The following is a 25,344-nucleotide window of genomic DNA, read 5'->3' on the forward strand; positions in this document are numbered from 1 at the left end:
TGTTGTAATAATTATATTTTGTTTTGTACAAAGTAAAGAAATCAAATGTTATTTAAATTACTTCTTTGTACCTTTACTTTTGTATGGCTTTGCAGCTGCCTTTTTTTTTGCACTTGATTGCCAACGATTCCATCCTTTACTTCCTGTACCTTGTCCTACACCTTTTTTCGGTTTTGCTTTCGTTTTACTCATATGATCACTCCGTTATATAAAAATCTTATTTGATAATAGTCAATGATTTAGAACATACTCTTTATAAATGACTATGATTGCTTTAAGTAAAAATAAACTGCTTGAATGCTATAGTATAACACGAATTTGCACGTAAACTGAAAGGAATTACAAAGAAAATGAAAATAATACGAAATACTGCGGATTCTATATTTCGAACGATTACATTACTTGTTGTGTATACGTTAGTTTCGGTTAGTGAAACATTTTTTGGATTGACGAGACAGAAAAAGTAAAGATGTTAAATTAGCAACAATCAATAAAGCCGTAAAATAAAGAATTGAAAAATATTTTGAAACTTTTTGTTGACTTTCTTTATTTTTTGTATAGAATAATCATTAATAAAATGTTTCAGAGATGTGACAACAAAACGACTATGAAAGGACGAGTAGTAGTAGGATGTAGTCTAAGCGAGTCAGGGGTGGTGTGAGCCTGATACGAAGCCTATTATGAAAAACCTCCTGGAGTTGCTAACCGAAATCCTTTATAGGAAAGTAGACTTAGCCGGGAACTTCGCCGTTACAAGAAGAACAGTATCGAGATATTTCATCTCCGTATTGTATAAGTGAGCAACCTCTGTTGCTAATTTGGGTGGTACCGCGGAACCAAAGTCTTTCGTCCCAGTTTTTTGGGAAAGAAGGGCTTTTTTTGTTGGCTTCTTTTCACAACATCCAAACATTTTAGGAGGAAACCACCATGTATCAATCATTAATGACAGTAAGAGAGACTCAAATCGCAATTAAGGAAGTTAAAACATTTTTCGAGGATCAATTAGCAAAACGCCTTGAACTATTCCGCGTATCTGCACCATTATTCGTAACGAAGAAATCAGGATTAAACGATCACTTAAACGGTGTAGAACGTCCAATTGAATTTGATATGTTACATTCAGGAGAAGAATTAGAAATTGTCCATTCACTAGCGAAGTGGAAACGATTTGCATTACATGAATACGGATATGAAGCTGGTGAGGGTTTATATACAAACATGAACGCAATTCGTCGTGATGAAGAACTTGATGCAACGCATTCTATTTACGTCGACCAATGGGATTGGGAAAAAATCGTTCAAAAAGAATGGCGCACTGTAGACTACTTGCAAGAAACAGTACAAACAATTTATGGAATATTCAAAGATTTAGAAGACCACTTATTTGAAAAATATCCGTTCCTTGGAAAGTATTTACCAGAAGAGGTTGTTTTCATCACTTCCCAAGAACTAGAAGATAAATATCCAGAACTAACACCGAAAGATCGTGAACACGCGATTGCGAAAGAACATGGCGCAGTCTTTATTATCGGAATTGGTGATGCACTTCGTTCAGGTGAAAAGCATGACGGACGCGCAGCTGATTATGATGATTGGAAATTAAACGGTGACATTTTATTCTGGCACCCAGTATTACAATCTTCATTCGAATTATCATCAATGGGAATTCGTGTTGATAGTAAATCACTTGATGAACAGTTAACGAAAACAGGTGAAGACTTCAAACGTGAGTACGATTTCCATAAAGGTATTTTAGAAGATGTACTACCATTAACAATTGGTGGTGGTATTGGACAATCAAGAATGTGCATGTACTTCTTACGTAAAGCACATATCGGTGAAGTTCAATCTTCTGTATGGCCTGACGAGTTACGTGAAGCTTGCAAGAAGGAAAACATTCATCTGTTTTAATAGAAGAGAGAGGATAACTCAAAGAGTTATTCTCTCTTTTTTATTGTGTAAACGAATGGTTTACAGTGAATTTTACCAATAGTTTCTTTCTTTTTTATCTCCTATTATGTAATAATTTGTTAAAGGAGGGGACGTTATGAGCTTAGGACAACAACTTAAAAAATTAAGAGAATCAAAAGGATTTTCGCAGAAAGATGTTGCTAAAAAGATTGGTATAACGAGGCAAGCGGTGTATAAAGTGAAACTTTAATCAGTGGGCGATTTATCCTACTGATTATTAGTTGAACCAATCGGGCTTTTATAGGCAGTTAATCGCATCTGGCTGCCTTGATTGTGCTCAAAAGCTTTGATGAGATTTACTGCCTGTTAAAGCGGGGTAAGTGGGAACATGATAAAAGTTGCCCTGATATTGAAAATTTGATCTTATTGAGTGAAATGTATAATGTTACGCTCGATGAGTTAATAAAAGGGAACCAAAATTTAAAAGAGAAAATACATATTGATGAAGATGAAGATTTTGAGAAAGAGAATGAATTTGGTTTCTACATTGGCTTTGGTTTGCTAATTGTGAGTGCTTTCGTTGATTATGAAGGAATGCAAGAGATCTTATTAGGAATAGCACTATTCATGATGGTTTTTTACTCTGGCGTGAAGAAAGTTATTTTGAATGAGTTCAGATCGCTTTTTAATAGAAAAGATATATATGATAAGAAGTGAGAAGAGTCCGTTATATTTCCTAGGAAAGAGTATAACAAGTAATTGAATTGTTTTATAATGATTTTGGGATGTTGATAGTATGTTAAAAAGTTTAAACAATCATAACCCCCGTTCTAAAGCTAGGACGGGGTTCAAAATTTAAGTTTTATTAAGCGTAAAGTTCTTTCAAATATTTTTACTTCGGTAAAGACTTCTAATAAAACATTACTTATTTATTACCGAGTTCTTCCGCTAAACCGATTAAAATTCCTTCGGTTCCACGAATGTAGCAGAGTCGATACGAGTTCTCATACTGAACTACTTCACCAACGAGCTGAGCACCATGCTTAGTCAGTCTCGATACCATTTCGTCAATGTCTTCAACGGTGAACATGACGCGCAAATAACCGAGGGCGTTTACAGGAGCTGTCCGGTGATCTGCTATAGTAGGTGGGGTGAGAAATCGCGAAAGTTCAATTCGGCTGTGGCCATCTGGCGTAACCATCATAGCAATCTCTACGCACTGAGAACCGAGTCCAGTTACGCGGCCAGCCCATTCACCTTCAACAGTAGCTCGCCCTTCGAGATTCAAGCCAATCTCCTCGAAGAAAGAGATTGCGTCATCAAGTGATTCTACAACGATGCTGACATTGTCCATTCGTAGTAATCGGTTGTTTGCCATAGTTTTTATCTCCTTTTATGTATAAATTTATTATTTAATTATCCTCATAATTATACTAAAATCTCTTCTAAACAAAAAACATCTTGTCACAGTGTAGGAAAATGTGACAAGGTGTTTTCGGGCATAGTATATAAAATCTTGTTAACGAATAACACTTCGTAAACCCTTTACTATTGAAATATGCGAGAACTTTATTTCGTGAATGCTATCATTTCAAAAATTTGATAATGTAATTGCTATTCGATAGAATAACTTCGACTTTCCCACAAAACAGACCTACCCTGTTTCTATTTATATAGGAAGGAAATAGATTCATATATTTTTTTTAAGTTTTACCGGTGGAAATTAACTCATCTGCACTAAAGGCTCAATTTTTGCCATAAATGATTGATGCAGCGCCTCAACACCTGTTACTAAATGAAGGCGGTCAATAACGACAGATACTTTAATTTCTGATGTACTTACCATTTTAATATGAATATTTTCTTCTTTTAAAGTAGTGAACATATTCGCAGCAACTCCTGGATTAGAGACCATACCAGATCCTACAATGGATACTTTTGCTAAATGATTTTCATATTCTACAGATTCATAGTGAAGTGTTTCTTGATTTTGTTCCAATACCTCTAATGTTTCTTTTAAATCATTAGAATGGATTGAGAAGGAGAGGTGAACAGTTCCTTCATTTGTAATACTTTGAATGATGATATCTACATTAATATGTGCTGTTGCTAATGTAGAAAAAACTGTTGAAAGTGCACCTTGTTCCAATCCTTTCATTGTGACGCGTGTAATATTATCTTCAAATGCAATACCTTTAACGATTGATTGTTGTTCCATGTTACATTCTCCTTTTACAATTGTTCCGTTTTCTTGTTCCATACTTGAGCGAACTTCTAAAATGACATTATGATTTTTAGCAAACTCAACAGCACGCGGGTGTAATACACCAGCACCGAGGTTTGCTAGTTCTAGCATTTCGTCATAAGAAATTTCATCTAATTTATAAGCATCTTTTACAACTCGTGGGTCCGTCGTATATACGCCGGTCACATCCGTGTAAATATCACATTTTTTTGCTTTCAGTGCAGCAGCTAATGCAACAGCAGTTGTATCAGAACCACCACGGCCAAGCGTTGTAATTTCATGGTTTTCACTGATTCCTTGGAAGCCAGCTACAATAACAATTGTGCCTTCAGTAAGATAAGACTGAATTCGATCAGTATTAATTTCAGTAATCCGTGCACTACTATGTACAGATTCTGTCGTAATACCAGCTTGCCATCCTGTTAATGAAATCGCGTTATAACCTTTTGCTTGTAGTGCCATCGTTAATAATGAAATAGTAACTTGCTCTCCTGTTGATAGAAGCATATCCATTTCGCGTTTACTCGGATTTTCTGAAATCGCGTTAGCGAGTGCTACGAGTTCATCTGTGCTTTTTCCCATCGCTGAAACGACAGAGACGATACTATGTCCTTGTTTATATTCTTCAATAATTAAATTTGCTACATGTTGAATGCGCTCAACGCTTCCAACAGAAGTGCCACCAAATTTTTGTACAATCGTTTCCATTACGAATTCCTTCTTTCATCCATTTTTAAGAATAGATTAGGACATATATAAATCCCAATATTCCTGTAGTTACCAGAGAAAAACAAAAAACACCATCTCAAATAAGTGAGGATGGTGCTGTTACAGGAAAAGGGAAACAGAAAACGGAGCTAATAAAAAAACCGCCAAAAAAGGAATACCATAAAAATGATATCTCTTTTTTGTAGATAGCTCTTCATACATACACGTCTGTACATATGACAGTTCTGTTTCTATTCGAAAACAGCCCCAATCGATAAATGCAGAGATATGTATCGATTTCGGCAATACTTCCTTTCATCTAATTTCATAGACATCTCTGTGTCTCCATTAGAATACTCATAAGTATCGCAACCTCTATCTCACGTTTTAGGCGAGAGTGTTTGATTTATGAAGTTGTTGGTAACATTTGTTTTATAATAATTTAAATTTTTCGGGGAATCAAGTGTTTTATATATATTTTAAAAATTCTTTCTATTTATGAAAAAGTTTGTGAAAAATGTAGCAAAATAAATTCATAGCATGTACATTAAATTTATAGTGTATTGGAGGTGGAAGAATGAAGAGGAAAAAGCCTATTTATGTTTCGACAGAAATGAACACAACAATGGAGAAATTATGGGATCATACGCAAGAACCAGATATACATACAGAATGGGATGCTCGTTTTACTGAAATTTCGTATTTAGAGAAAAAAGAAGGAGAACCGCAGAAGTTTTTATATAAAACAAAGATCGGATTTGGGCTTGAAATAGCTGGTGAAGGGGAATCGATAGGTGAAATAAGAAAAGAAACGGGTGAAAGAATTTCTTCTTTAAAATTTTGGACGGATAATAAATTATCACTTATTCAAATAGGGCGTGGTTATTGGAAGTATACACCGCGTGAAGAACACATTCATTTTGAGACACAATATGATTATGATACGAGGTTTGGTCGTATAGGGAATATAATAGATTTCTATATTTTTCGGCCTTTATTAGGCTGGGCGACTGCTTGGAGTTTTGATGCGTTAAAATTATGGATAGAAAAGGGACTTCATCCTAAGTTACTAATTAGAAGAACAATGACATATTGGCTCGTATGTTTTTTATTTGCATTTGTATGGATGTATCAAGGAATAGTGCCGAAACTAGTGTTTACTCATTCAGAAGAAGTAAAAATGCTATCTGTTATGATTGGTTCAACTGAACATAGTATTTTTGTACTTAAAATAATTGGATTACTAGAACTTATTTTTGGTGTCATATGGTTGTTGCCATTTCAAAAACGAAAAGTATTTATCATACATATTTTTATGTTAATAGCCTTAACGATAGTGGCGGGATTTACGAATATCGTAAGCTTTACAGAGCCGTTTAATCCAATTACATTAAACGTTCTACTAATGGGGTTATCGATTGTCGGTTATATAAATAGTTTTGATTTACCAAGTGCAAAAAATTGCAAGAGGAAGAGAAAGTGATAATGTATGGCTAATATTTATGAAAGACTATTAGGGGATTCTTATAAAAAACTTCATCCAAAATTACAGAAACGCTATGAGATTACGGAAGAAAATAGCTTTACTGGAGAAGGAAAGATGGATGAAATTTACGGAGGTTCTTTTTTCGTAAAATTAATATTAAAAATTGCATCGAAGTTTAGAATGTTTTTCTCTGAGCGTGGGAAGGAAGTGCCATTTACAATACATAATATCGCTGAGCGAGATGAACATGGAAATGAATTTGTTCGGTGGAATCGTACTTTTTATTTTCATAATAAGAAAAGGTATTTTAATGCCATTATGCAGTTGGATGAAGGGAATAATGAAATTGTAGATTATTTTGGTGAACCGCACATACTTGTTTCTACGTTGAATTTTCATATTGATGAGGTGGGGGCAATGCATATTTCTTCAAAGAAACAATGGTTTTATATGTTTGGAAGAAAAGTCCCGTTACCTAGATTTTTATACGGAGAGGCCAAAATTGTAGAAAGTTATGATGAAACACTACAATGTTTTCGAATTCATGTACAAGTACGCAATCCGTTAATTGGTTCATTATTTTCATATAAGGGAACATTTGTGGAGAGGAAATAAATGATATGAAAAATATAATAGTTGGGCTTGCTTGTTATATTATTTTTCTAATATGTGAGTGGTCAAATATAAACCCAGTGGAAGCAATTATATTATTATCTATTTTGTTATTTATACCGATGTCATTTTGCATCATTGATAAGAAAACAAGAAATGGATCATATGTATCCTTTTATAAACTAGTATCACTTTTATATCCAATCGCAGCAATTAGTGCAATGCTAGCTTTCGTAACAAATCACTATTTCTTTGCGTTACTTTGGTTTGTATATACAGGAATTGTTGCGTTATTTGGGATAAGTAGATTACTAGAAAGAGGGTGGAAACCGTTAGAGGAGACAGCTATCGATAGTGCGTTTATGTATTTGTTTTTAGGTGGTTTCTGGTTTTTTGCTTCTGTAGCAAAGCTTTCCATTATGCACTTTAGTTCCGACATTGTTTTGCTTACAGCTGCACACTTTCATTATTCGGCATTTCTATTGCCGTTATCAGCTGGTTTAATTGGGAGAAAAAGAGAAAAGAGAAGTAAAGTATATGATGCTATTATGTTTATCATCGTCATTTCACCTATGACAGTTGCAATAGGAATTACGTACTCAAGAGTATTTGAATTTTTTGCAGTGTTCCTATATTTATGCGCTATTTATGGTTATGGGATCTATGTTTGGCGCACGAAATTTAATGCTATTAGTGCAAAGGTTCTTCTGATCATATCGTCTAGCACACTCATGGTAACAATTATGTTTTCACTTATATATTCATATGGAAATTTGAAACATGTAATGACGATTACAATTGCTCAAATGGTTTGGATTCACGGTGTTGCCAATGGAATTGGAGTAGCGTTACCAGCATTTGTTGGTTGGATGATTGAAAAGAGTGCTCCGAATTATAAATATTACGGGAAACCAATGAGCAGGTTAAGAGGAAATACGACAGTTGGGGAAGCGTTTTTACATAACAGGAATTTAATAGATAGCAAGGAATACAAAGGTTTAGTTAATAAAATGAATGAGTTTCATAGTGATGCATTTGACGTGACCAAGATTTCTTTAAGTATTATTCGTTTCTATGAAAATACAAAAGAGTATGAGTTACAATCGCATATTAAATGGAATCGTTGGTTCCACCCGCTTGCATTTTGCTATGAAAAAATGAGTAAGCGTGTAGGACAAATACATTTAGGAATGGGCGGCAAGTGGGAAACGATGCATGGCTCTATCATCGGGGTAATAGATGAGAAGGATGGAAGAGAGAATGTAAGGGCTTGGCTAAGAAAAAATGAAGCAGGAGAATCTATTTTTGTAGCTCTTTACTCAAAACATACACATGAGAATGAGACATACATGAATATCGGATTACCTTTACCATATTCGAATATGACGGGGGTTTTGAAATTATGTAATATGAGTAATGATTTAATCATTACTAGTAAGCTGAGAAAAAATGGTAAGGGAGATGAGGGGATTTATTTACATACTCGTTTCTTTACAATACGGTTACCGTTAGCAGAGACTTTTATTATTAAAGAGTGCACGGATCAACTACTAGAAGCTAATCATAGAATGTGGATATTTGGGGTTAAGTTTTTAGAAATTGATTATGAGATTAAGAAAATAGAGAAGAAGTAAAAAAAGCTTGGAGAGATTCCAAGCTTTTCTACGTATGGGTAATTGTCATAGCAACTTGTTTATCTAAGTCTCGGTCCCAAACACGTTGAATTTCAAACGAACCTTTTTCAAAAAATAATGGGAATCTTTCTTTAAACCAATCTTGCATAGGAAGGTTTAATGCTGTATCGATTGGTACCCATAATAATTCGCCTTCAGGAGGATTCAAAAGGAGTTCACCTTCAAATGAATCTGTCCAATAGTTAAATACCATATATCGAACATTTTCTTTCGGATTTACGTATTCATCTAATCCCTTAAAAGTTAAATTTGAAACAAATAATCCAGTTTCTTCTTTTACTTCTCGCTGAGCAGCTTGAACGATACTTTCTGGAAAATCTACTTTACCGCCAGGAGCGATGTAACCAGGGAAGCCTAGATGATCGGGGCGTTTTATAAGTAAGACTTCATTATTTCGCTGGATCATACACATTGTATAAATACGGTGCTCTATATCTTTCCAATTGTTGCTCATATGAATCTCTCCTCTTATAAAATCTTATAGTTTTTAACTATAGCTATGTATGACAAAAAATACAATAATAATACAAAATTATACAATTTTCAATTGACTATTACTAATTTTCAGAACTATAATTAGTCTGTTACATAAAAACATTGTACTTGAGAGGGGAATATATTCTATGAGAAATAGAATAATCGCAGCAGGAGTAATCGCAGCTAGTATATTATCTTATTCATCTAGTAGTTTCGCACAAACAAAAAAATTTCCAGATGTCGTAGCTAAACATTGGGCAGAAGATTCTATTTACTATTTAGTAGATAAAGGTGCAGTTACAGGTAACGATAAAGGAATGTTCGAGCCTGGAAAAGAAATCACTCGTGCAGAAGCAGCTACAATGATGGCTAAAATCTTAAACTTACCAATCGATAAAAATGCTAAACCATCTTTCGGTGATTCTCAAAACGATTGGTACACTCCATTCATCGCAGCTGTAGAAAAAGCTGGTGTTGTTAAAGGGAAAGGCCCAGGCGTCTTTGACCCAACTGGGAAAATTGACCGAGTTTCAATGGCCTCTCTTCTTGTAGAAGCTTACAAATTAGATTCTAAAGTAAATGGTACTCCAGCAACTAAATTCAAAGATTTAGAAACATTAAACTGGGGTAAAGAAAAAGCTAACATCCTAGTTGAATTAGGCATCTCTCTTGGTACTGGTGAGAAGTGGGAGCCTAAGAAAACTGTAACGAAAGCAGAAGCAGCACAGTTTATTGCAAAGGCTGACTCACTTAAAGTAGGTAATCCTTTAGTAGAAAAGGTAGTTATTATTGATCCTGGTCATGGAGGATTTGATCCAGGGAATCCAGGGCAAGGTGTAGAGGAAAGTAAAATTGTATTTGATACATCTTTAAGATTACAGAAGTTGCTAGAAAAAAATACACCTTTAAGACCTTTGTTAACACGTGAAGAGAACGGAAATCCAGGAAGTAACAGGAATGAATCTCTTGCGAATCGAGTGAAATTTGGTCAAGAGAACAATGCAGATATATTTGTAAGCATTCATGCAAATTCTTCTGAAAATCATGATGGTCATGGAACGGAAACATATTATTATAAAAAATCCAAGCGTGGAGAAGAGACACAGATTGAAAAGGATAGTGAAGTATTAGCGAAGAAAATTCAAACACGAGTAGTAGAAGCACTACATACAAGAGATAGAACTATAAAAGACAATCACTCACTTTATGTAGTAAATAATAATACAGTACCAGCAGTTTTAACAGAGCTTGCCTTTATTGATAATGATATAGATAATGGTAAATTAGCTACTGAATCAGGAAGACAAATTGCTGCTGAGGCAGTTTATGCTGGGATTTTAGATTATTATGAATGGAAAGGTTTCGATGTTTCTAAATATCGTTTATCTAAATAAAAAACATGAATTGTTAAGTCCATCATCTATATAGGGATGATGGACTTTTTATATGGGTTTATATAATTTTGTATCAAAATAAAAAGATATATCGTATTATACCGATTATAAATAAAATAATGGTAGATTAGTTTATTTTTATCACGTATAATTTTACTGTTAACGACTTAAGAGTTTATTAGTTTAATAGGGAAAATTATACGATAAAGGGAGGCAAGTTAACACGGGACAAGCATATACATAACGTGTTAAAAAATTTATGAAAAAAGTTATTTCTAATGTGTTAGCAGTGACAGTCGCACTTCAAGTAGTGATGGCTCCAGCAACTTCGTTTGCATCCACAAAAGAATTTCCAGACGTTCCGAAAAATCATTGGGCGCTTGAAGCGATTACTGATTTAACGTCAAAAGGGGTTATTGCAGGTTACGATAATGGTAAATTTGGCTTTGGAGATGTTGTAACTCGTGAGCAAGTAGCAGCATTAATGTATCGCGCATTAAAACCAGAAGTAAAAAGTGATTATAAAAATCCATACTCTGATATTAGTGCAGGAACGACGATGTTCCCAAAAGAAATTTTGGCATTAACAGATATGGGGATTTTCGTAGGTGATGGTAAAGGGACGTTTAGACCGAAAGAATCATTAACTCGTGCTGAAATGTCTGTTATTTTGCAAAGAGCATTTAAATTAGCAGTAAAAGCACCACATACATTTAATGATATAGATGAAACACACTGGTGGGCAAAAGAAGCAATTAGTGCATTGCAATCCAATGGTGTAGCGGAAGGGAATGGGCTTGGAGGATTTGATCCCTCAGGTGTATTAACACGTGAAAGCTATGCACAACTACTATATAAAGCGATGAAAATTAAAAATGATGTTCCTGTTGAACAGCCATCGTATATTAATCTAGATGTGACATTACCATCGAACGTAACGGCACTAGAGATTGATAATTTCATAAAAAAATCTCACCCGGACAGTCCGCTTATTGGAACTGGTAAAGATTTTATTCAAGCACAAAATGAGTATGGTGTGAGCGCATTATACTTAGCTTCACATGCAATCTTAGAATCTGGTTACGGGAAATCAGAAATTGCATATCGTAAACATAATCTATTTGGACTAAAGGCATTTGATTGGGATCCATTTGCATATGCAAAATATTTACCATCGTACGGGCAAAGTATTTCGTACAATGCTGATTATGTAAGAAAGAACTACTTAGAAGAAGGTGCTCCTCATTTCAATGGTTACACATTACCTGATATGAATGTTAAGTATGCAACAGATAAAGCATGGGCTGGAAAAATAGCTAATATTATGGAACGTATTAAACCGTTTAACAAGAAAGATTATGAAAATGTAAAACGATTAGCGAAAAATCCTAATACATTAAATGTAAATGCACTAGGCGAAGCGATTCCATATAAAGATTATGCAAAAGATGCAAAAGCTACAGTTCAATCGGTAGGATCTTACTACCAAGTTCCATTTCCGTTTAACAATCCAATTAAGAGTGTACCAAATATTACACAAAATGAAGTTGGAAAATTAGAAAATGGTACAAAAGTAAATGTATATCGTGAAGATCCAAATGGTTGGGTAGAATTTTCACTTGAAAATGCTCAAGAAAAATATTGGACATTGAAGCAGAACTTAAAATTATAGACAAAAAGGGTGTTTTCATTTATGAAAACACCTTTTTATATTTTGACCAATAATTTAACAGTTTCATATATAATTAAAGGCATTAAAGTTTGAATTTTCTGTTTTATTTTTAGTGTTAACTTAATTTGAAAAGAGGAGAGAGGTATGCCAGGAGAAATACGAACAGAGAAAAATGTAAGTTATGTTGGTAAATTGATATTGCCGGTTAAAGCGTCACCACATTTTAAATTTTTATGGATTGGGCAATTACTTTCGACTTTAGGTAGTTCGATAACGATGGTTCGCTATTGTCATAGGTGGTGAGATAACGATTATAACACTAGCTATATTAGGACTTGTAACAATTAGAATAGCGTTATGTGTACCAAGTATTCGACGATTTGATTGATGATATAAGGGAAAGGGGAACGACTTATATGATTATAGAAAACTTGAACGATATAGTAGCAAAGGAATTGGTCAGCCAATACACTTTGCAGGAAAAGGTTTTTGAAGCAAAAAATTTCATAGTCTATATTGCTACCCATAGAGAAAATAAGCTAGCATATAACCAACTCGTATTAATAAAACATTTTTGTAACGACAAGCCTTCCGTACATATTTGGGACAAGAAAATTAGTACAGAAGCAACAGAACTAGAAATCACAGAAGAAGTGACGGAAGCGATTCAATCTGGTTTTGTAAATGAAGAATAAGTCCTAATCAAATTAGGGCTTATTCTTCATTAAATACAAATGTTTGTTTCATTTGTTCCCCCTCATTTACCGGATGACCGTTGTAGGAGAAATTTTTTTCTTCCCAAGTAATGACGACTTTAAAATTATGGCTATTAAAGTCTAAAGGGAATACGATGTAGTCAGAGCTTGTCTGACTTTTAGAAACGTTGCTATTTAACGTAGTGGGATTAAAAGTGGCTTTAGAGGTAGGAGTGTTATCAAGTATTTCCACTGATACATTTGATACATCATTACCGATGTTTTTTACGAGTAAACTATACGTATCATATATATCTTGTTTTGGCTGCATTGCTTGTTTGTTTGCGTTATAAGATTTGTCAATTTCGATAGACCACTGTTTTGACTTTGATTCAATTGGTAGTGATTGAAATGTGTATGCACTAGCTTGTATTGGTAGTGCTAAACAGATTAGTGCAAAGAGAGAAAGTATTTTTCGTTTCATTTTTAGAGAGCTCCCATTCTGTAACGGATTTATTTGTTATTATCTTCTTTTTGTGAGAGGGTATACCATAATTCAATTGTAAAAAATATAGTCTCTTTTAGTGAATAAGATGGAGATATTTCTCTTGGTTTAACCAATCGACTGCAGCAATTGCGTTATGGATTGGAACGATGTATTTATTCATAAAAAGAAAACCGCATGTTGTTTCCTTAATTCCAGCAATATTCATGACACTCATGACTGTAATTTACATTTTGAATGCGAAAATTGGTTTTAATATCTCGTTAACCACATCTTATATGGTAGATGTGATTATTACCGTTATATTAACTGCTGTATTCTTTATAAAAGCTGTGAAAAATAAAAATGAGAATATTGAAGTAGATGTGCAATTAGAGAAGGAAGCTGTGTAGAAATTTTTCTAATGTTAAAAAATTTCCAATAATATGTTAAAATAACATTGTCATACAACAAGGGGGATTTGTTTTATGGGAAATGGACATCTTGCTAAAGTAGATGTAACGAAAAGAATTGAATCGAAATCTAAGTACAATAAGAAGTTAGAAAAATATCAAATGCGCTTATTAGCATTGCAGCAAATTGTAAAAGAAGAAAAAATCGCAGTTATGCTCGTTATGGAAGGTTGGGATGCGGCTGGAAAAGGTGGAGCGATTAAGCGAGTTACGGAACACCTTGATCCGCGTGGGTTCCAAGTAAATCCAATTGGAGCACCAGCACCTCATGAAAAAAGGTACCACTACTTGCAACGTTTTTGGCGGAAACTACCTCAATACGGGCAAATTACTATTTTTGATCGCTCATGGTACGGCCGTGTGTTAGTTGAGCGTGTTGAAGGGTTTGCTACAAAGGAAGAGTGGACGAGAGCGTATGATGAGATTAATGATTTTGAAAAACTATTAACAGATGATCATTATATAATAGGGAAGTTCTTCTATCATATTAGTAAAGAGGAACAATTAAAGAGGTTTAAAGATAGAGAAAAAAATCCTTTGAAAAGATGGAAAATTACAGACGAAGATTGGCGTAACCGTGAAAAATGGGATGAGTATGTTGAAGCAATGGAAGACATGTTTGAAAAAACAAATAAGCCAAATGCAAAATGGCAAATTATCGCGAGTAACGATAAATTATACGCACGTTTGAAAACGTTGAAGGTAATTATTTCATTAATTGAGGATTACCTTTTAGAACGTAATATAGAATTACCTTCTTATTATTATGAAATAAAAGAGGGAAAGACAGAAGGCTTTGAAACTATTCAAGATGAAGTTGTAAAATAGTAAAAAGTTTGTATATGAAATATAAAGTAGAGTTACCCTGTAATTTTAGATAATAAAATTACAGGGTGTTTTTATTTAGAAACATTTTACAATTAACGGAATAAGGTATATAATCAATAATCATATTAACAATGTTAATATGATTATTGATTATATACAGTATGGAGGTTTTATTTTGAAGGGAAGAGATGTTGTTTTAGGCTTGTTAATGGGAAAAGAAATGGCTGGTTATGATATTAAAATTGTGTTTGAAGACGTATTTACTCATTTCTTTGATGGGAGTTTTGGAATGATTTACCCAACGTTACGACAGTTGGAAAAAGAGGGGAAAATAAAGAAAGAGGTTATTATGCAAGAAGGAAAACCGAATAAGAAAATGTACTTTATTACAGATGAAGGGCGTGAAGAGTTTTATCAGTACATGCAAACAGATGTAGAGAAAGATGTTTTACGTTCAGATTTTTTAATGAGGATGTATTTTGGTAATTATAGCGATGACAAAGCGATAAAAAAATGGATTGAGGACGAAATTGAAAGAAAAGAGGTATACATTGCGGATCTTCGTTTGAAATATGAAAAGTGGAGAGAAGGTATTACTTTTGTTGAGGAAATTTCACTTGATGTAGGTATTGCAACATATAGTGCACAAGTAGAGACGCTGAAGAGAAAGTTAGAGCAGTTAGAAGCGAAAGAAAATAATAAAACAGAAGAATGAAAAATGTGTTCAAAATAAATAAAGGGGTAGATGAACATGGAGCAATCAAAGGGTATTAAGATTGTCTTTTTAATGTGCTTAGGTATATTTCTTTGTATGATTGATACAACGATTATGAATATAGCTTTACCAGCTATACAAACAAGTGTGAATACTTCATTAGAAAAGATGTCTTGGATATTAAATGTTTATACGATGACGATTGCAGTACTAGCCATTCCACTAGGACGGATAGCTGATATTTTTGGGAAAGCAAAGATGTATATTCTTGGTTTGATAATTTTTGGTGGTGGATCAGTGCTTTGTGCTTTTGCTAATACGGGCGATTTTCTCATCTTTTCTCGTTTTATACAAAGTATTGGTGCAGCAATTTTATTTCCGACAAGTATGGTAATCGGCGTATCAGCAATGCCATTAGCAAAGAGGCATGTTGCACTTGCAATTTTAGGTGTAACACAAGGACTATCAGCCGCAATGGGACCAGTAATAGGTGGAATTATTACACAAAATTTCGGTTGGAGATGGGTGTTCTTCGTAAATGTTCCAATTTGTATTCTTGGAATCATTTTATGCTGCATTATGCTGCAAATAAAAAATGAAGAACGTATTATCTCAAAAATAGATTGGGTAGGACTACTATTAAGTAGCACAGCAATTTTTTCTTTTACTCTCATATTAGTAAAAGGCAATACATGGGGATGGCAAAGTAATATTGCTTTGTCTTGTTATGCAATTAGCACTATTTCTCTTATTCTATTTGTTTTAGTGGAAAGAAAAATTCATAATCCGATGATAAATTTAAAATTATTTAAAGATCGAATGTTTGTAGGAGCATCTATCGTTGTTATATTAAGTAATTTATTTTTAATTGGAGTAACAGTATTGCTTCCGACATTCTTGACGAAAATACAAGGTCGAACGGAAATTGAAGCAGCTTTTTTAGTAACACCTATTTCAGCAATGATATTTTTTGTTTCACCAGTTGCAGCAACTTTAATTAAAAAACTCGGAAAAGTAACTATTATTTTGTCAGGCTTTCTTGTTATGGGTCTATCTTATTATTGGTTGCAAATGATTGCTGTTAATTCAACAAATATAGAAATTATTATTCCATGTATGATATTAGGTGTTGGATATGGTTTAGTAGTAGGGCCAATTACAGTTTTAAGTGCGTCTTCGTTTGAAGGAGAATTATTAACTGCTTCTCAAAGTGTTGTATCGATGTTGCGGCAAGTAGGAATTGTATTAGCGGTCGCAATATTTGTATCTAACTTAACTCACAATTTATCTGTAAATAAAGAGAATGTATATCGTTATGCAGAAGAAAAAGTGAGCAATATTCATGTGAATCGTGCTCAGCAAGCTGAGGTATTACAAATAGCAAAAGAAAAAATAGAGAATCAAAGTATAGAAAAAAATATAGAAAAGCAGCAAACTGAAACATTTGTAGGGTTAAATAAAGAGAAAAAAGACGAATTAATTCAACAAAAAGTGGATGAAGTATTAAATGCTATCCCAGTAGAATATAGAGATATAAAAAGAGAAGAAGTTATGAATCAAGTGATAAAGGAAGTTGAAAAGCAAGAGGAAATTGTAAAGAAAGAGGTACTCGCATTTTCAGATGACGTGAATCATTATGCTAAGAATCAGATGGCGATGAGTTTTACAGATTTATATAAAGCGAGTGTACCAATTATTTTAGTTTGTGCTTTAGTAAGTTTGTTATTTTTGGGAGGAACGACTTTGAGTAAAAAGAGAAGGGAAAGAGTGGTAGAGGAAGTGTAAAAAAACAGGCTAATAGTAGCCTGTTTTTTTATTGTTTTCTTCTTGCATATTGCGAGTAGTAGTATTTTTAATATAGCATGAGAGAAGACGAATTTGGTTAGAGAGTTTTTTAGAATGAAAGAGAAGAATGGGAAATGCCATTGAATATGTAACGTTAAACATAGTACATTAACAAGAGGGTTTAATTTTAAAGGGAGGATGAGGAATTGTTGGAGAAGGCGGGGGCTTTAAAAAGTAATCGTATGTATACAGAAGAAGACCAACAAAAATTATATAAACGAACATTAATAATCGTCAGCATCTCACAAATGTTCGGTGGAGCAGGGTTAGCGGCTGGAATTACAGTAGGTGCACTCCTTGCGCAGCAAATGCTTGGGACAGATGCATATGCAGGGTTACCAGCTGCTATGTTTACAATGGGATCTGCGGTAGCGGCTTTCTTTGTTGGGAAATTATCGCAAAAACATGGTCGCCGCATAGGACTTGCAGGAGGTTTTATAGTAGGTGGGCTAGGGGCTATTGGAGTTGTGGTGGCAGCTTTAACAAATAGTATTATTCTTTTACTAGTTTCTTTACTTATATATGGCGCGGGCACAGCTACGAATTTACAAGCACGTTATGCTGGAACCGATTTAGCGAATAAAAAGCAAAGAGCAACTGCTATTAGTATTACGATGGTAATGACGACTTTTGGTGCAGTCGCAGGTCCAAATTTAGTAGGTGTAATGGGAAGGTTTGCTCATTCAATTGGAATTCCTGAACTTGCTGGTCCGTTCATATTATCGGCAGCAGCATTTATACTAGCTGGTCTTGTTCTATTTGTTATGCTTCGTCCAGATCCGTTACTTATTGCTAATATGATAGAAACATATAAACAAGAGCATACATATAAAGGGCAACCAGTAATAGGAGAAGCGACAGAAAATAAACGAGGTATTACAGTTGGGGCAATCGTAATGATACTTACTCAAATCGTGATGGTTGCAATTATGACGATGACTCCAGTTCATATGGGGCATCACGGTCACGCTTTAAGTGCAGTAGGACTTGTGATTGGTTTTCATGTAGGTGCAATGTATCTTCCATCTCTCGTTACAGGAATGTTAATTGATAAAATTGGAAGAACTACGATGAGTATAGCTGGCGGAGTAATTTTACTAGCAGCAGGTGTCATAGCTGCAATAGCGCCGAGTGATTCTTTAATACTATTAATTGTTGCTTTATCTTTACTTGGATTAGGATGGAACCTCGGTTTAATAAGTGGAACGGCTCAAATTGTTGATGCAACTATACCTTCCACACGTGCAAAAACACAAGGGAAAATAGATGTGTTTATTGCGCTAGCGGGAGCCTCAGGTGGAGCGATGTCAGGAATGGTAGTAGCGAATTCAAGTTATGCGGCATTGTCATTAGCAGGGGGCGTTTTAGCTTTCATGCTTATTCCTGTTGTGATATGGGCTCGGACAGGTAAATAAAATTAAGAGAGTAGAAGCAGCGTTCAAAGTGGGGTAACCAATCTTTGGATGCTGCTTTTTTGTAGTTAGTTGTATAAAAGAAAAATGTTAGTTTAAATCCCACTCCACAATAAGGCCTAAATGCGTAAGACCACCGCCAAATCCGTATAGTAAAAGTGTGTCTCCGTTATTTAATTTCCTTTCCTTTCTAGCTAAATCTAGAGCGAGTGGAATAGAGACAGAAGATGTATTCCCCATATATTCTACGCTCGTTAATGTTTTTTGTATTGGAATTTGAGATTTTTCACAAATAGATTCGATCATTCGTAAGTTAGCGCTATGAGGAATGAACCAATCTATATCATCTATTTGCATATTTGCGGTATGTAATAGTTCTTTTATACCTGCTGGTACCGTACGTGTTGCCCATTTATATACTTCTCTCCCATTTTGAACGATTTTTTCTTTTATTTGCAGTGGTGTGCCATTCATAGTAGTAGATAGATTTGTTCTGTATAGATGAATGCCACCAGCACCATTTGTTCCCATGTGAGCGGCGACAAAGCTTGGTTTGTTTTCATCTCTTTCTAATAAAATAGCGCCAGCACCATCACCGAATAAAATACAGGTCGTTCTATCGCTGTAATCAGTAACTTTAGATAATGTCTCTGTTGCTACGACAAGTACTTTTTCATGTGATCCAGAAGTAATCAAGCTATTACCGATGTGCAGGCCATATGTGAAACCAGCGCAAGTTGCATTTAAATCAAATGCTATTGTATGAGGTATGCTGAAGTGTTGTTGTATTTGACACGCGACACTCGGAAAAACATAGTCAGCGGTTGTTGTAGCGACGATGATACAGTCTATATCTTCTAAGTTCTTTTTAAAAGTTGTACATAAATTTTCAATTGCTTTAATGGCTAAGTGTGAGGAGTATTCGTCTTCGCTCGCGATTCGTCTTTCCTTCATTCCTGTTCTTTGTACAATCCATTCATCATTCGTATCAATCATTTTCTCTAAATCGTTATTAGATAATATTTGATTTGGAACATAAGTACCAATTGCAGTAATACGAGATTTAGAATGCATGAGAACATCTCCTAACTTATTTTTATAACCTGATACTATTATTAGGTTGTAAAAATGTCAATAAAGACTTTTATTGTATTGAAACGAAAAAGCTTAACTTACTTTGAAGGAATTTGGCGAGTGTTGTAAAAAATAATATACGATAAGTTTTTAAAATTGATAATGAAGAGAGTTGGGCTCTTTGAAAAGAATTTTGTATATATTGCCTGTTGTCATTATTTGTAGCTTTATTCTTATTATTTTTCCAGGGAAATCTTATGCTTGTGATTGTATTAACGTATCAGCAGAAGATGCATTCCAAAAAAACGATGTAGTATTTGAGGGGAAGGTAATTGAGGTTGGAAGGAAAGAAGGGATTGGGATTGAAGTATTATTTGAAGTGAAGGAAATTTGGAAAGGGACAACTTCTTCGCAAATTATTGTATATACAAATGGTGGTGATTGTGTGTTTCACTTTGTAGAGGGAGGAGAGTACTTAGTATATTCTTCTCAAAGAGGATCTGAAAAACAATTACACACACATAGTTGTAGTGGAACGAAGAGATTAGATGAGGCAGGAGCGGACAAAGTGGCTTTAAGTCAAATTGCAAAAGAGTCTATTCCGACGAAGAAAGTCGATTTAAAAGGGGAAATGGTGAGTAGTTTAAGTTGGTGGCAAGTTTCTATCATTTCCATTGGGCTGTTATTGATAATTACTTTTGTTATTTTTGTTGTGAAAAGCACTCGCAAAAAATGACGATTAAAGTAAAAATATAAGGATTTTCTTTCGCGTGATATAGGTTGTTAAACCTTGTGAAAGCGAATTACTTATGCTACACTTTATGTAACTTAAAATGAACGGAGGGGCTTCCTTTGATCTTAATCAGATTACGTCTCAATACTTTGTGCCAATAATTGAATAGCGCTCAAAGGCTCTGTCTGTGTGCAGAGTGAACGGGATTGGTCTGCCTATTTTAAAGGAACCCTTTATTAAGCTTATATGTGAAAAAGAGGGAGGGACGAATACGCCCTCTTTTTGTTTTGCCTTTATAAATAGAATGGGATCGTATAGGTGAACACTTATTGTGGATGCGTATATGATCTTGGGACTTTTTGACTATGAGATAGGACGAAAGTATAACTTTCTTCTATTTCTTTGGTGAACCCTTATCCGTTTACGAAAACACAGGCAGTAACCTGTGTTTTTTATTTTACGTAATCGAAATGGAGGAATAAATATATGGAAGAATTATTACAAAGAGCAGTTTTAGTTGGAGTAAATTTAGGTAATGAAGATGATTTTGCATATTCAATGGAAGAGCTAACAAATCTTGCAGAAGCTTGTGATGTAGAGGTAATTGGGCAAGTGACGCAAAATTTACAACGAGTAAATCCGTCCCATTATATTGGAAAAGGAAAGATTGAAGAAGTAGCAGCCTATGTAAATGAAGTAGATGCGAATATGGTAATCTTTAACGACGAATTATCTCCTTCACAAATTCGAAATTTAGAAGCGGATTTAGATTGTAAAGTTATTGATCGTACCATATTAATTTTAGATATTTTTGCGCAGCGTGCGAAAACGAAAGAAGCGCAGTTGCAAGTAGAGGTAGCGCACCTTCAGTATATGATGCCTCGTTTAATCGGTCTTCGTGAATCGTTAGGAAGACAGAGCGGCGGAGTTGGTACGAAAAATAAAGGTGTCGGTGAGAAGAAATTAGAGTTAGATCGTCGTAAAATTGAAGAACAAATTTCAGTTTTAAATAAAGATCTAGAAGCACTTGTTGCCCAGCGTCAAACGCAGCGAAAGCAACGTAAGAAAAATGAAGTACCAGTTGTAGCATTAGTAGGCTATACGAACGCCGGAAAGTCAACGACGATGAATGCGATGCTTGAAATTTACAACGGTACAGAAGAGAAACAAGTATTTGAAAAAGATATGTTATTCGCGACGTTAGAAACATCTGTACGAAATATTGATTTGCCAGATAACAAATCATTTTTATTAACAGATACAGTTGGATTTGTAAGTAAATTACCACATCACCTTGTGAAAGCATTCCGTTCAACGTTAGAAGAAGTAGCGGAAGCAGACTTACTTATTCACGTTGTAGATTACGCAAATCCAAATTATGAACAGTTAATTGATATTACAAATGAGACGTTAAAGAAAATTGGAGTAGAAAATATCCCGACGATTTATGCTTATAACAAATCAGATATGGTAGATGTTGAAATTCCGAAAGTACAAGAAGACCGCGTTTATTTATCAGCGAAGAAACATGTTGGGATAGAAGAGCTTGTCGAAATGATTCGTTCACACATTTATAAAGAGTATACGAAGTGTGAAATGTTAATTCCGTATGATCAAGGACAGGTAGTTTCTTATTTCAATAATCATGCGCACGTTTTATCTACAAGTTATGAAAACGAAGGTACAAAACTAGAGGTAGAATGTAAGACGAGTGATTACGAAAAGTATAAGCGTTTTGCAATTTAATAAAGAAGGCGATCCTAATATATGTTAGGATCGCCTTTTTCTTATTCTGTAATAGAGGCCCACTTATAAGAATAAATTCCTGCAAATGGACGAATAACAACACCTTTTACTGTTGGACGTTCTAAATATACAAGCCCTGATTGGAATATTGGAGCGATAGCTGCATCATCTTCAAGTAAGATTTTCTCTGCATCTTGGAACGCTTTCCAACGTGCTGGTAAATCAGTTGCTAAAGTAGAGCTCGTTTTCTCAATTAATTCGTCGTATTGTTTGTTTGAATAGCTCATCTTATTAAACGGTCCGTCAGTGACAAACATATTTAAGAATGTTGTAGGATCAGGATAATCTGGTCCCCATGTAGAAAGTGAAATTTCATAGTCACCATTTCCTTCACGATCTAAAAATGCTTTTACTGGAAGTGGCTGTAATGTGATTTTAAGTCCAGGTAAGTTTTTCTCCAGTTCACCTTTTAAAAACTCGCTAATTTTTTTATCGTTAGACTCATCTGTTGTTATGATTGAAAGAGAGGCATTTTGTAAATTTGTTTCTTTTTTCGCAGTTTCCCATAGTGATTTAGCTTCTTTCACATTTGTTTCTACTTTTACATTACTTGTACTGCGAAAGTCTTTATTATCAGGTCCTTTTACGAATCCTTTCGGAACGAATGCATTCGCTGGTATAGAACCATTATTTAAAATCGTTGTTGCGATTCCTTGTTTATCAAAAGCGAGCGAAATAGCTTTTCGAGCATTCTTGTTTGCTAATAAAGGATTCTTTTGGCTAAATCGGAAAAATGTCATAGAAGGACGTTCCATTTTCTTTAAGCTCGGATCTTTTTGATATTTATCAACAAACTCTGAATTAATCGTAATTCGGTCTACTTGTTTGCTTTCAAATAAATTAACGGCTGTGGAAGTATCTTTTACGATATTTACATTAATTTCACTTAACTTCACATTTTTATTATCCCAGTAGTTCGGGTTTTTTGACATTTTATAACTTGTATCATGTTTCCATTCACTTAATTGAAACGGCCCGTTATAAACTACATTTGCAGCTTCAAGTCCGTAATTTTTCCCTTGCGCTTCTACAACTTTTTTGTTTTGAGGATAAAATGTTGCAAATCCCATTAACCCTAAAAAGTATGGAACAGGGTGTTCTAACTGTACTTCAAGCGTTTTATTATCAATCGCCTTTACACCAAATGAATCAATTGGTAATTCTTTTTTATTTATTTTTTCAGCGTTTTTAATATCGAACATAATATGTGCGTATTCAGAAGCAGTTTCTGGATTTATAGCACGCTTCCATGCATATTCAAAATCATGAGCAGTCACTGGATCACCATTTGACCATTTTGAATCGTGTAATGTGAATGTATATGTTTTTCCGTCTTCGCTCAGTGTGTATGATTCAGCTGCCGCGGGAACAGGTTTATTGTCAGGACCAGGCATATATAATCCTTCCATTACGTTGTTTAATGCAGCGTAAGAAAACCCATCAGTTGCGATAGATGAATCAAGTGTAGAAATTTCCCCAGCTTCTACAATGTTTAATACTTGTTTTGAAGATTCTTTTTTCTTTTCTCCGGTAGTTGTTGCCTCTTGTTTTTGACCACATGCTGTTAAAAACATAGATAATGTGATTGAGAGTGCAACGATTCCTTTAGTTTTTTTCTTCATAGTTGTCATCCTTTCCTTCATCTCTGTCCTAGTATAAAAGAAAATATAGAAAATTTCTATAAATAAATCCGATAAAACATATAGAAAAAATATATTATTAAAGAAGTGATATTTCTGGAAAAAGAAATGAAACCAGTATAGAATAGAAATGTTTTAAAAGTCAGAATTTATCTAGGTTAAAGTTTTACTTTATTACACTATCTGTAATAAATATATATTTTGTACAGGAAGGAGAAATACACGTATGCAGGCAGTTTCGCAAAAAAACACTGTTGAAACACCGACGATATATCGAATACTATTTGCGATTAGTTTCGGTCACTTTTTAAATGACTCGATGCAAGCAGTCGTGCCGGCATTGTTTCCTATTTTGGAAAAAACGATGAATTTATCCTATATGCAAGTAGGGTGGATTGCGTTTGCATTAAATATGACGTCATCGATCATGCAGCCGGTCTTTGGTATGTATTCAGATAAGAAGCCATCACCATTTTTATTACCGCTCGGTATGTTTTCGAGTATGCTTGGAATGATTGGACTTGCATTTGCACCGAACTTTATTATTGTTATTATTTCTGTTTTATTTATCGGATTAGGTTCCGCAGTCTTTCATCCAGAAGGTGCTCGTGTTGCTTATATGGCAGCCGGTGCAAAACGAGGTTTAGCGCAAGCGATTTATCAAGTGGGAGGAAATACAGGGAATTCTCTAGCTCCTATTTTTACAGCGTTAATTTTCGTTCCGCTTGGCCAAATTGGTTCTTTAGGTTTTACCGCATTTGCAGCAGTAGGAATTGTATTATTAATTTTCGTATCAAATTGGTATAGGAATGAATTAGCAACTGGCGCTGTGAGAAGAAAAAAGAGGGCTGCGCTTGAGGCGGAAAATGCGATTGTAAGTACACATATTAAATTTGTTATTCTACTTCTTGTTTTTCTTACTTTTGTACGTTCTTGGTACGGTGCTGGTATCGGGAATTTTTATCAATTTTACTTAATTGAACATTACGGTTTATCTATAAAAAATGCTCAGTATTTCGTATTCGCATTTATGATTGCCGGTGTATTAGGAACTTTCTTTGGTGGACCGTTAGCAGATCGATTTGGAAAGAAAACAATTATTGTATTTTCAATGATAGGTTCGGCGCCACTTGCCCTTTTATTACCTCACGTTTCGCTCGTGTGGGTCGTACCGCTATTTTTATGTATCGGTTTTATTAGTTCAAGTAGTTTTAGTGTAATTGTTGTTTATGCGCAAGAGCTTGTTCCTGGAAAAGTAGGGATGGTATCTGGGTTAATTGTAGGGCTTGCGTTTGGACTCGGAGCTTTAGGATCTGTAGTTCTTGGGAAATTGGCGGACATATATAGTCTACAATTCATTATGTTACTATGTAGTTGTCTACCATTAATTGGACTTACTTCTTGGTTATTACCAAGTGATAAGAAAACGATAGAATAGGG

At 34.6% G+C, this 25,344-nt stretch carries 22 protein-coding genes, 3 pseudogenes, 1 riboswitch and 1 other annotated feature; of the genes and pseudogenes, 18 read left to right on the forward strand and 7 right to left on the reverse strand.

Features of this window, described 5'->3' with window-relative positions; genetic code table 11:
• Window positions 1-57 precede the first annotated feature (57 nt).
• Window positions 58-192, reverse strand: a complete 135-nt coding sequence (locus J0835_RS08870; RefSeq protein WP_000047588.1) for a DUF3934 domain-containing protein — start codon at window positions 190-192, stop codon at window positions 58-60.
• Window positions 193-598: 406 nt separating this feature from the next.
• Window positions 599-857: a binding site (T-box leader), on the forward strand.
• 70 nt (window positions 858-927) lie between these two features.
• Here J0835_RS08870 and asnA point away from each other — a divergent pair.
• The 3 genes and pseudogenes from asnA to J0835_RS08885 form a co-directional block, all read left to right on the forward strand.
• The gene (asnA, locus tag J0835_RS08875; protein ID WP_087980127.1) at window positions 928-1,911 is read left to right on the forward strand and encodes an aspartate--ammonia ligase; all 984 of its coding nucleotides are present in this window, start codon (window positions 928-930) and stop codon (window positions 1,909-1,911) included.
• Window positions 1,912-2,047: 136 nt separating this feature from the next.
• On the forward strand, window positions 2,048-2,161 hold the full coding sequence (locus J0835_RS08880) for a helix-turn-helix transcriptional regulator (RefSeq protein ID WP_087980128.1): 114 nt from the start codon (window positions 2,048-2,050) through the stop codon (window positions 2,159-2,161).
• Window positions 2,162-2,289: 128 nt separating this feature from the next.
• Window positions 2,290-2,628: pseudogene (locus J0835_RS08885) on the forward strand (helix-turn-helix domain-containing protein); the annotation flags it as partial.
• 208 nt (window positions 2,629-2,836) lie between these two features.
• Here the strand turns inward: J0835_RS08885 and J0835_RS08890 are convergent.
• Both J0835_RS08890 and J0835_RS08895 read right to left on the reverse strand, forming a co-directional pair.
• Window positions 2,837-3,289: a VOC family protein gene (locus tag J0835_RS08890; protein WP_087980130.1), complete on the reverse strand. Its 453-nt coding sequence runs from the start codon at window positions 3,287-3,289 to the stop codon at window positions 2,837-2,839.
• 345 nt (window positions 3,290-3,634) lie between these two features.
• Window positions 3,635-4,864 (reverse strand): aspartate kinase, encoded by a 1,230-nt coding sequence (locus J0835_RS08895; RefSeq protein ID WP_087980131.1) that lies wholly within the window; start codon window positions 4,862-4,864, stop codon window positions 3,635-3,637.
• 199 nt (window positions 4,865-5,063) lie between these two features.
• Window positions 5,064-5,250, reverse strand: a riboswitch (Lysine riboswitch).
• Window positions 5,251-5,441: 191 nt separating this feature from the next.
• Between J0835_RS08895 and J0835_RS08900 the strand changes: the two genes are divergently transcribed.
• The 3 genes from J0835_RS08900 to J0835_RS08910 are packed head-to-tail and all read left to right on the forward strand — an operon-like array spanning window position 5,442 to window position 8,596.
• Window positions 5,442-6,347: a DoxX-like family protein gene (locus tag J0835_RS08900; protein ID WP_087980133.1), complete on the forward strand. Its 906-nt coding sequence runs from the start codon at window positions 5,442-5,444 to the stop codon at window positions 6,345-6,347.
• Between the two features lie 6 nt (window positions 6,348-6,353).
• A complete protein-coding gene (locus tag J0835_RS08905; RefSeq protein WP_087980134.1) occupies window positions 6,354-6,965 on the forward strand; it encodes a DUF4166 domain-containing protein in 612 nt (203 codons plus the stop codon).
• 5 nt (window positions 6,966-6,970) lie between these two features.
• Window positions 6,971-8,596, forward strand: coding sequence for a YndJ family protein (locus J0835_RS08910; protein WP_087980135.1), 1,626 nt, complete (start codon window positions 6,971-6,973; stop codon window positions 8,594-8,596).
• A 28-nt stretch (window positions 8,597-8,624) separates the two neighbouring features.
• Here the strand turns inward: J0835_RS08910 and J0835_RS08915 are convergent, their stop codons facing one another.
• Window positions 8,625-9,110 (reverse strand): 8-oxo-dGTP diphosphatase, encoded by a 486-nt coding sequence (locus J0835_RS08915; protein ID WP_087980136.1) that lies wholly within the window; start codon window positions 9,108-9,110, stop codon window positions 8,625-8,627.
• Between the two features lie 169 nt (window positions 9,111-9,279).
• Here J0835_RS08915 and J0835_RS08920 point away from each other — a divergent pair, with 169 nt between their 5' ends.
• The 4 genes and pseudogenes from J0835_RS08920 to J0835_RS08935 all read left to right on the forward strand — a co-directional run bounded on the left by J0835_RS08920 (window position 9,280) and on the right by J0835_RS08935 (window position 12,894).
• Entirely contained in the window at window positions 9,280-10,527 is a 1,248-nt protein-coding gene (locus J0835_RS08920) for an N-acetylmuramoyl-L-alanine amidase (RefSeq protein ID WP_087980137.1), read from the forward strand.
• A 259-nt stretch (window positions 10,528-10,786) separates the two neighbouring features.
• Window positions 10,787-12,199 carry an S-layer homology domain-containing protein gene (locus J0835_RS08925; RefSeq protein ID WP_087980138.1) on the forward strand — a complete coding sequence of 471 codons (1,413 nt, stop codon included), beginning with the start codon at window positions 10,787-10,789 and terminating at the stop codon, window positions 12,197-12,199.
• 144 nt (window positions 12,200-12,343) lie between these two features.
• Window positions 12,344-12,481, forward strand: a pseudogene (locus J0835_RS08930) (MFS transporter); the annotation flags it as partial.
• 134 nt (window positions 12,482-12,615) lie between these two features.
• Window positions 12,616-12,894 (forward strand): hypothetical protein, encoded by a 279-nt coding sequence (locus J0835_RS08935; protein WP_087980139.1) that lies wholly within the window; start codon window positions 12,616-12,618, stop codon window positions 12,892-12,894.
• Window positions 12,895-12,913: 19 nt separating this feature from the next.
• On the opposite strand, the gene J0835_RS08940 is transcribed toward J0835_RS08935, so the two are convergent.
• Window positions 12,914-13,378, reverse strand: a complete 465-nt coding sequence (locus J0835_RS08940) for a hypothetical protein (protein WP_087980140.1) — start codon at window positions 13,376-13,378, stop codon at window positions 12,914-12,916.
• A gap of 110 nt (window positions 13,379-13,488) precedes the next feature.
• On the opposite strand from J0835_RS08940, the pseudogene J0835_RS08945 reads away from it, so the two are divergent.
• From J0835_RS08945 to J0835_RS08965, 5 genes and pseudogenes are all read left to right on the forward strand, one after another.
• Window positions 13,489-13,791: pseudogene (locus J0835_RS08945) on the forward strand (carbon starvation CstA family protein); the annotation flags it as partial.
• A 75-nt stretch (window positions 13,792-13,866) separates the two neighbouring features.
• On the forward strand, window positions 13,867-14,679 hold the full coding sequence (locus J0835_RS08950) for a polyphosphate kinase 2 family protein (protein WP_087980141.1): 813 nt from the start codon (window positions 13,867-13,869) through the stop codon (window positions 14,677-14,679).
• Window positions 14,680-14,854: 175 nt separating this feature from the next.
• Window positions 14,855-15,394 (forward strand): PadR family transcriptional regulator, encoded by a 540-nt coding sequence (locus J0835_RS08955; protein ID WP_087980142.1) that lies wholly within the window; start codon window positions 14,855-14,857, stop codon window positions 15,392-15,394.
• Between the two features lie 36 nt (window positions 15,395-15,430).
• Window positions 15,431-17,179, forward strand: a complete 1,749-nt coding sequence (locus J0835_RS08960) for an MFS transporter (RefSeq protein WP_087980143.1) — start codon at window positions 15,431-15,433, stop codon at window positions 17,177-17,179.
• Between the two features lie 206 nt (window positions 17,180-17,385).
• Complete coding sequence (locus J0835_RS08965; RefSeq protein WP_087980144.1) at window positions 17,386-18,654, forward strand: MFS transporter; 1,269 nt, start codon at window positions 17,386-17,388, stop codon at window positions 18,652-18,654.
• An 87-nt stretch (window positions 18,655-18,741) separates the two neighbouring features.
• Here the strand turns inward: J0835_RS08965 and J0835_RS08970 are convergent, their stop codons facing one another.
• Window positions 18,742-19,725 (reverse strand): ketoacyl-ACP synthase III, encoded by a 984-nt coding sequence (locus J0835_RS08970; RefSeq protein ID WP_087980145.1) that lies wholly within the window; start codon window positions 19,723-19,725, stop codon window positions 18,742-18,744.
• A gap of 181 nt (window positions 19,726-19,906) precedes the next feature.
• On the opposite strand from J0835_RS08970, the gene J0835_RS08975 reads away from it, so the two are divergent.
• Both J0835_RS08975 and hflX read left to right on the forward strand, forming a co-directional pair.
• Window positions 19,907-20,461 (forward strand): cobalamin biosynthesis protein CbiN, encoded by a 555-nt coding sequence (locus J0835_RS08975; RefSeq protein WP_087980146.1) that lies wholly within the window; start codon window positions 19,907-19,909, stop codon window positions 20,459-20,461.
• Between the two features lie 483 nt (window positions 20,462-20,944).
• A complete protein-coding gene (gene hflX / locus J0835_RS08980; protein WP_061673188.1) occupies window positions 20,945-22,204 on the forward strand; it encodes a GTPase HflX in 1,260 nt (419 codons plus the stop codon).
• A 41-nt stretch (window positions 22,205-22,245) separates the two neighbouring features.
• Here the strand turns inward: hflX and J0835_RS08985 are convergent, their stop codons facing one another.
• On the reverse strand, window positions 22,246-23,886 hold the full coding sequence (locus J0835_RS08985) for a peptide ABC transporter substrate-binding protein (protein WP_087980147.1): 1,641 nt from the start codon (window positions 23,884-23,886) through the stop codon (window positions 22,246-22,248).
• A gap of 244 nt (window positions 23,887-24,130) precedes the next feature.
• Here J0835_RS08985 and J0835_RS08990 point away from each other — a divergent pair, with 244 nt between their 5' ends.
• Window positions 24,131-25,342: an MFS transporter gene (locus tag J0835_RS08990; protein ID WP_087980148.1), complete on the forward strand. Its 1,212-nt coding sequence runs from the start codon at window positions 24,131-24,133 to the stop codon at window positions 25,340-25,342.
• Window positions 25,343-25,344 lie beyond the last annotated feature (2 nt).

The organism is Bacillus cereus group sp. Sample62 (assembly GCF_036851315.1).
GTDB lineage: Bacteria > Bacillota > Bacilli > Bacillales > Bacillaceae_G > Bacillus_A > Bacillus_A wiedmannii.

Bases quoted from the DNA above. Each gene is read 5' to 3' on its own strand.
- J0835_RS08970 (WP_087980145.1), bottom strand. From the start codon at position 19,725: ATGCATTCTAAATCTCGTATTACTGCAATTGGTACTTATGTTCCAAAT.
- hflX (WP_061673188.1), top strand. From the start codon at position 20,945: ATGGAAGAATTATTACAAAGAGCAGTTTTAGTTGGAGTAAATTTAGGT.
- J0835_RS08925 (WP_087980138.1), top strand. From the start codon at position 10,787: ATGAAAAAAGTTATTTCTAATGTGTTAGCAGTGACAGTCGCACTTCAA.
- J0835_RS08935 (WP_087980139.1), top strand. From the start codon at position 12,616: ATGATTATAGAAAACTTGAACGATATAGTAGCAAAGGAATTGGTCAGC.
- J0835_RS08985 (WP_087980147.1), bottom strand. From the start codon at position 23,886: ATGAAGAAAAAAACTAAAGGAATCGTTGCACTCTCAATCACATTATCT.
- J0835_RS08900 (WP_087980133.1), top strand. From the start codon at position 5,442: ATGAAGAGGAAAAAGCCTATTTATGTTTCGACAGAAATGAACACAACA.
- J0835_RS08910 (WP_087980135.1), top strand. From the start codon at position 6,971: ATGAAAAATATAATAGTTGGGCTTGCTTGTTATATTATTTTTCTAATA.
- J0835_RS08905 (WP_087980134.1), top strand. From the start codon at position 6,354: ATGGCTAATATTTATGAAAGACTATTAGGGGATTCTTATAAAAAACTT.
- J0835_RS08890 (WP_087980130.1), bottom strand. From the start codon at position 3,289: ATGGCAAACAACCGATTACTACGAATGGACAATGTCAGCATCGTTGTA.
- J0835_RS08870 (WP_000047588.1), bottom strand. From the start codon at position 192: ATGAGTAAAACGAAAGCAAAACCGAAAAAAGGTGTAGGACAAGGTACA.
- asnA (WP_087980127.1), top strand. From the start codon at position 928: ATGTATCAATCATTAATGACAGTAAGAGAGACTCAAATCGCAATTAAG.
- J0835_RS08895 (WP_087980131.1), bottom strand. From the start codon at position 4,864: ATGGAAACGATTGTACAAAAATTTGGTGGCACTTCTGTTGGAAGCGTT.
- J0835_RS08880 (WP_087980128.1), top strand. From the start codon at position 2,048: ATGAGCTTAGGACAACAACTTAAAAAATTAAGAGAATCAAAAGGATTT.
- J0835_RS08960 (WP_087980143.1), top strand. From the start codon at position 15,431: ATGGAGCAATCAAAGGGTATTAAGATTGTCTTTTTAATGTGCTTAGGT.
- J0835_RS08915 (WP_087980136.1), bottom strand. From the start codon at position 9,110: ATGAGCAACAATTGGAAAGATATAGAGCACCGTATTTATACAATGTGT.
- J0835_RS08940 (WP_087980140.1), bottom strand. From the start codon at position 13,378: ATGAAACGAAAAATACTTTCTCTCTTTGCACTAATCTGTTTAGCACTA.
- J0835_RS08990 (WP_087980148.1), top strand. From the start codon at position 24,131: ATGCAGGCAGTTTCGCAAAAAAACACTGTTGAAACACCGACGATATAT.
- J0835_RS08950 (WP_087980141.1), top strand. From the start codon at position 13,867: ATGGGAAATGGACATCTTGCTAAAGTAGATGTAACGAAAAGAATTGAA.
- J0835_RS08920 (WP_087980137.1), top strand. From the start codon at position 9,280: ATGAGAAATAGAATAATCGCAGCAGGAGTAATCGCAGCTAGTATATTA.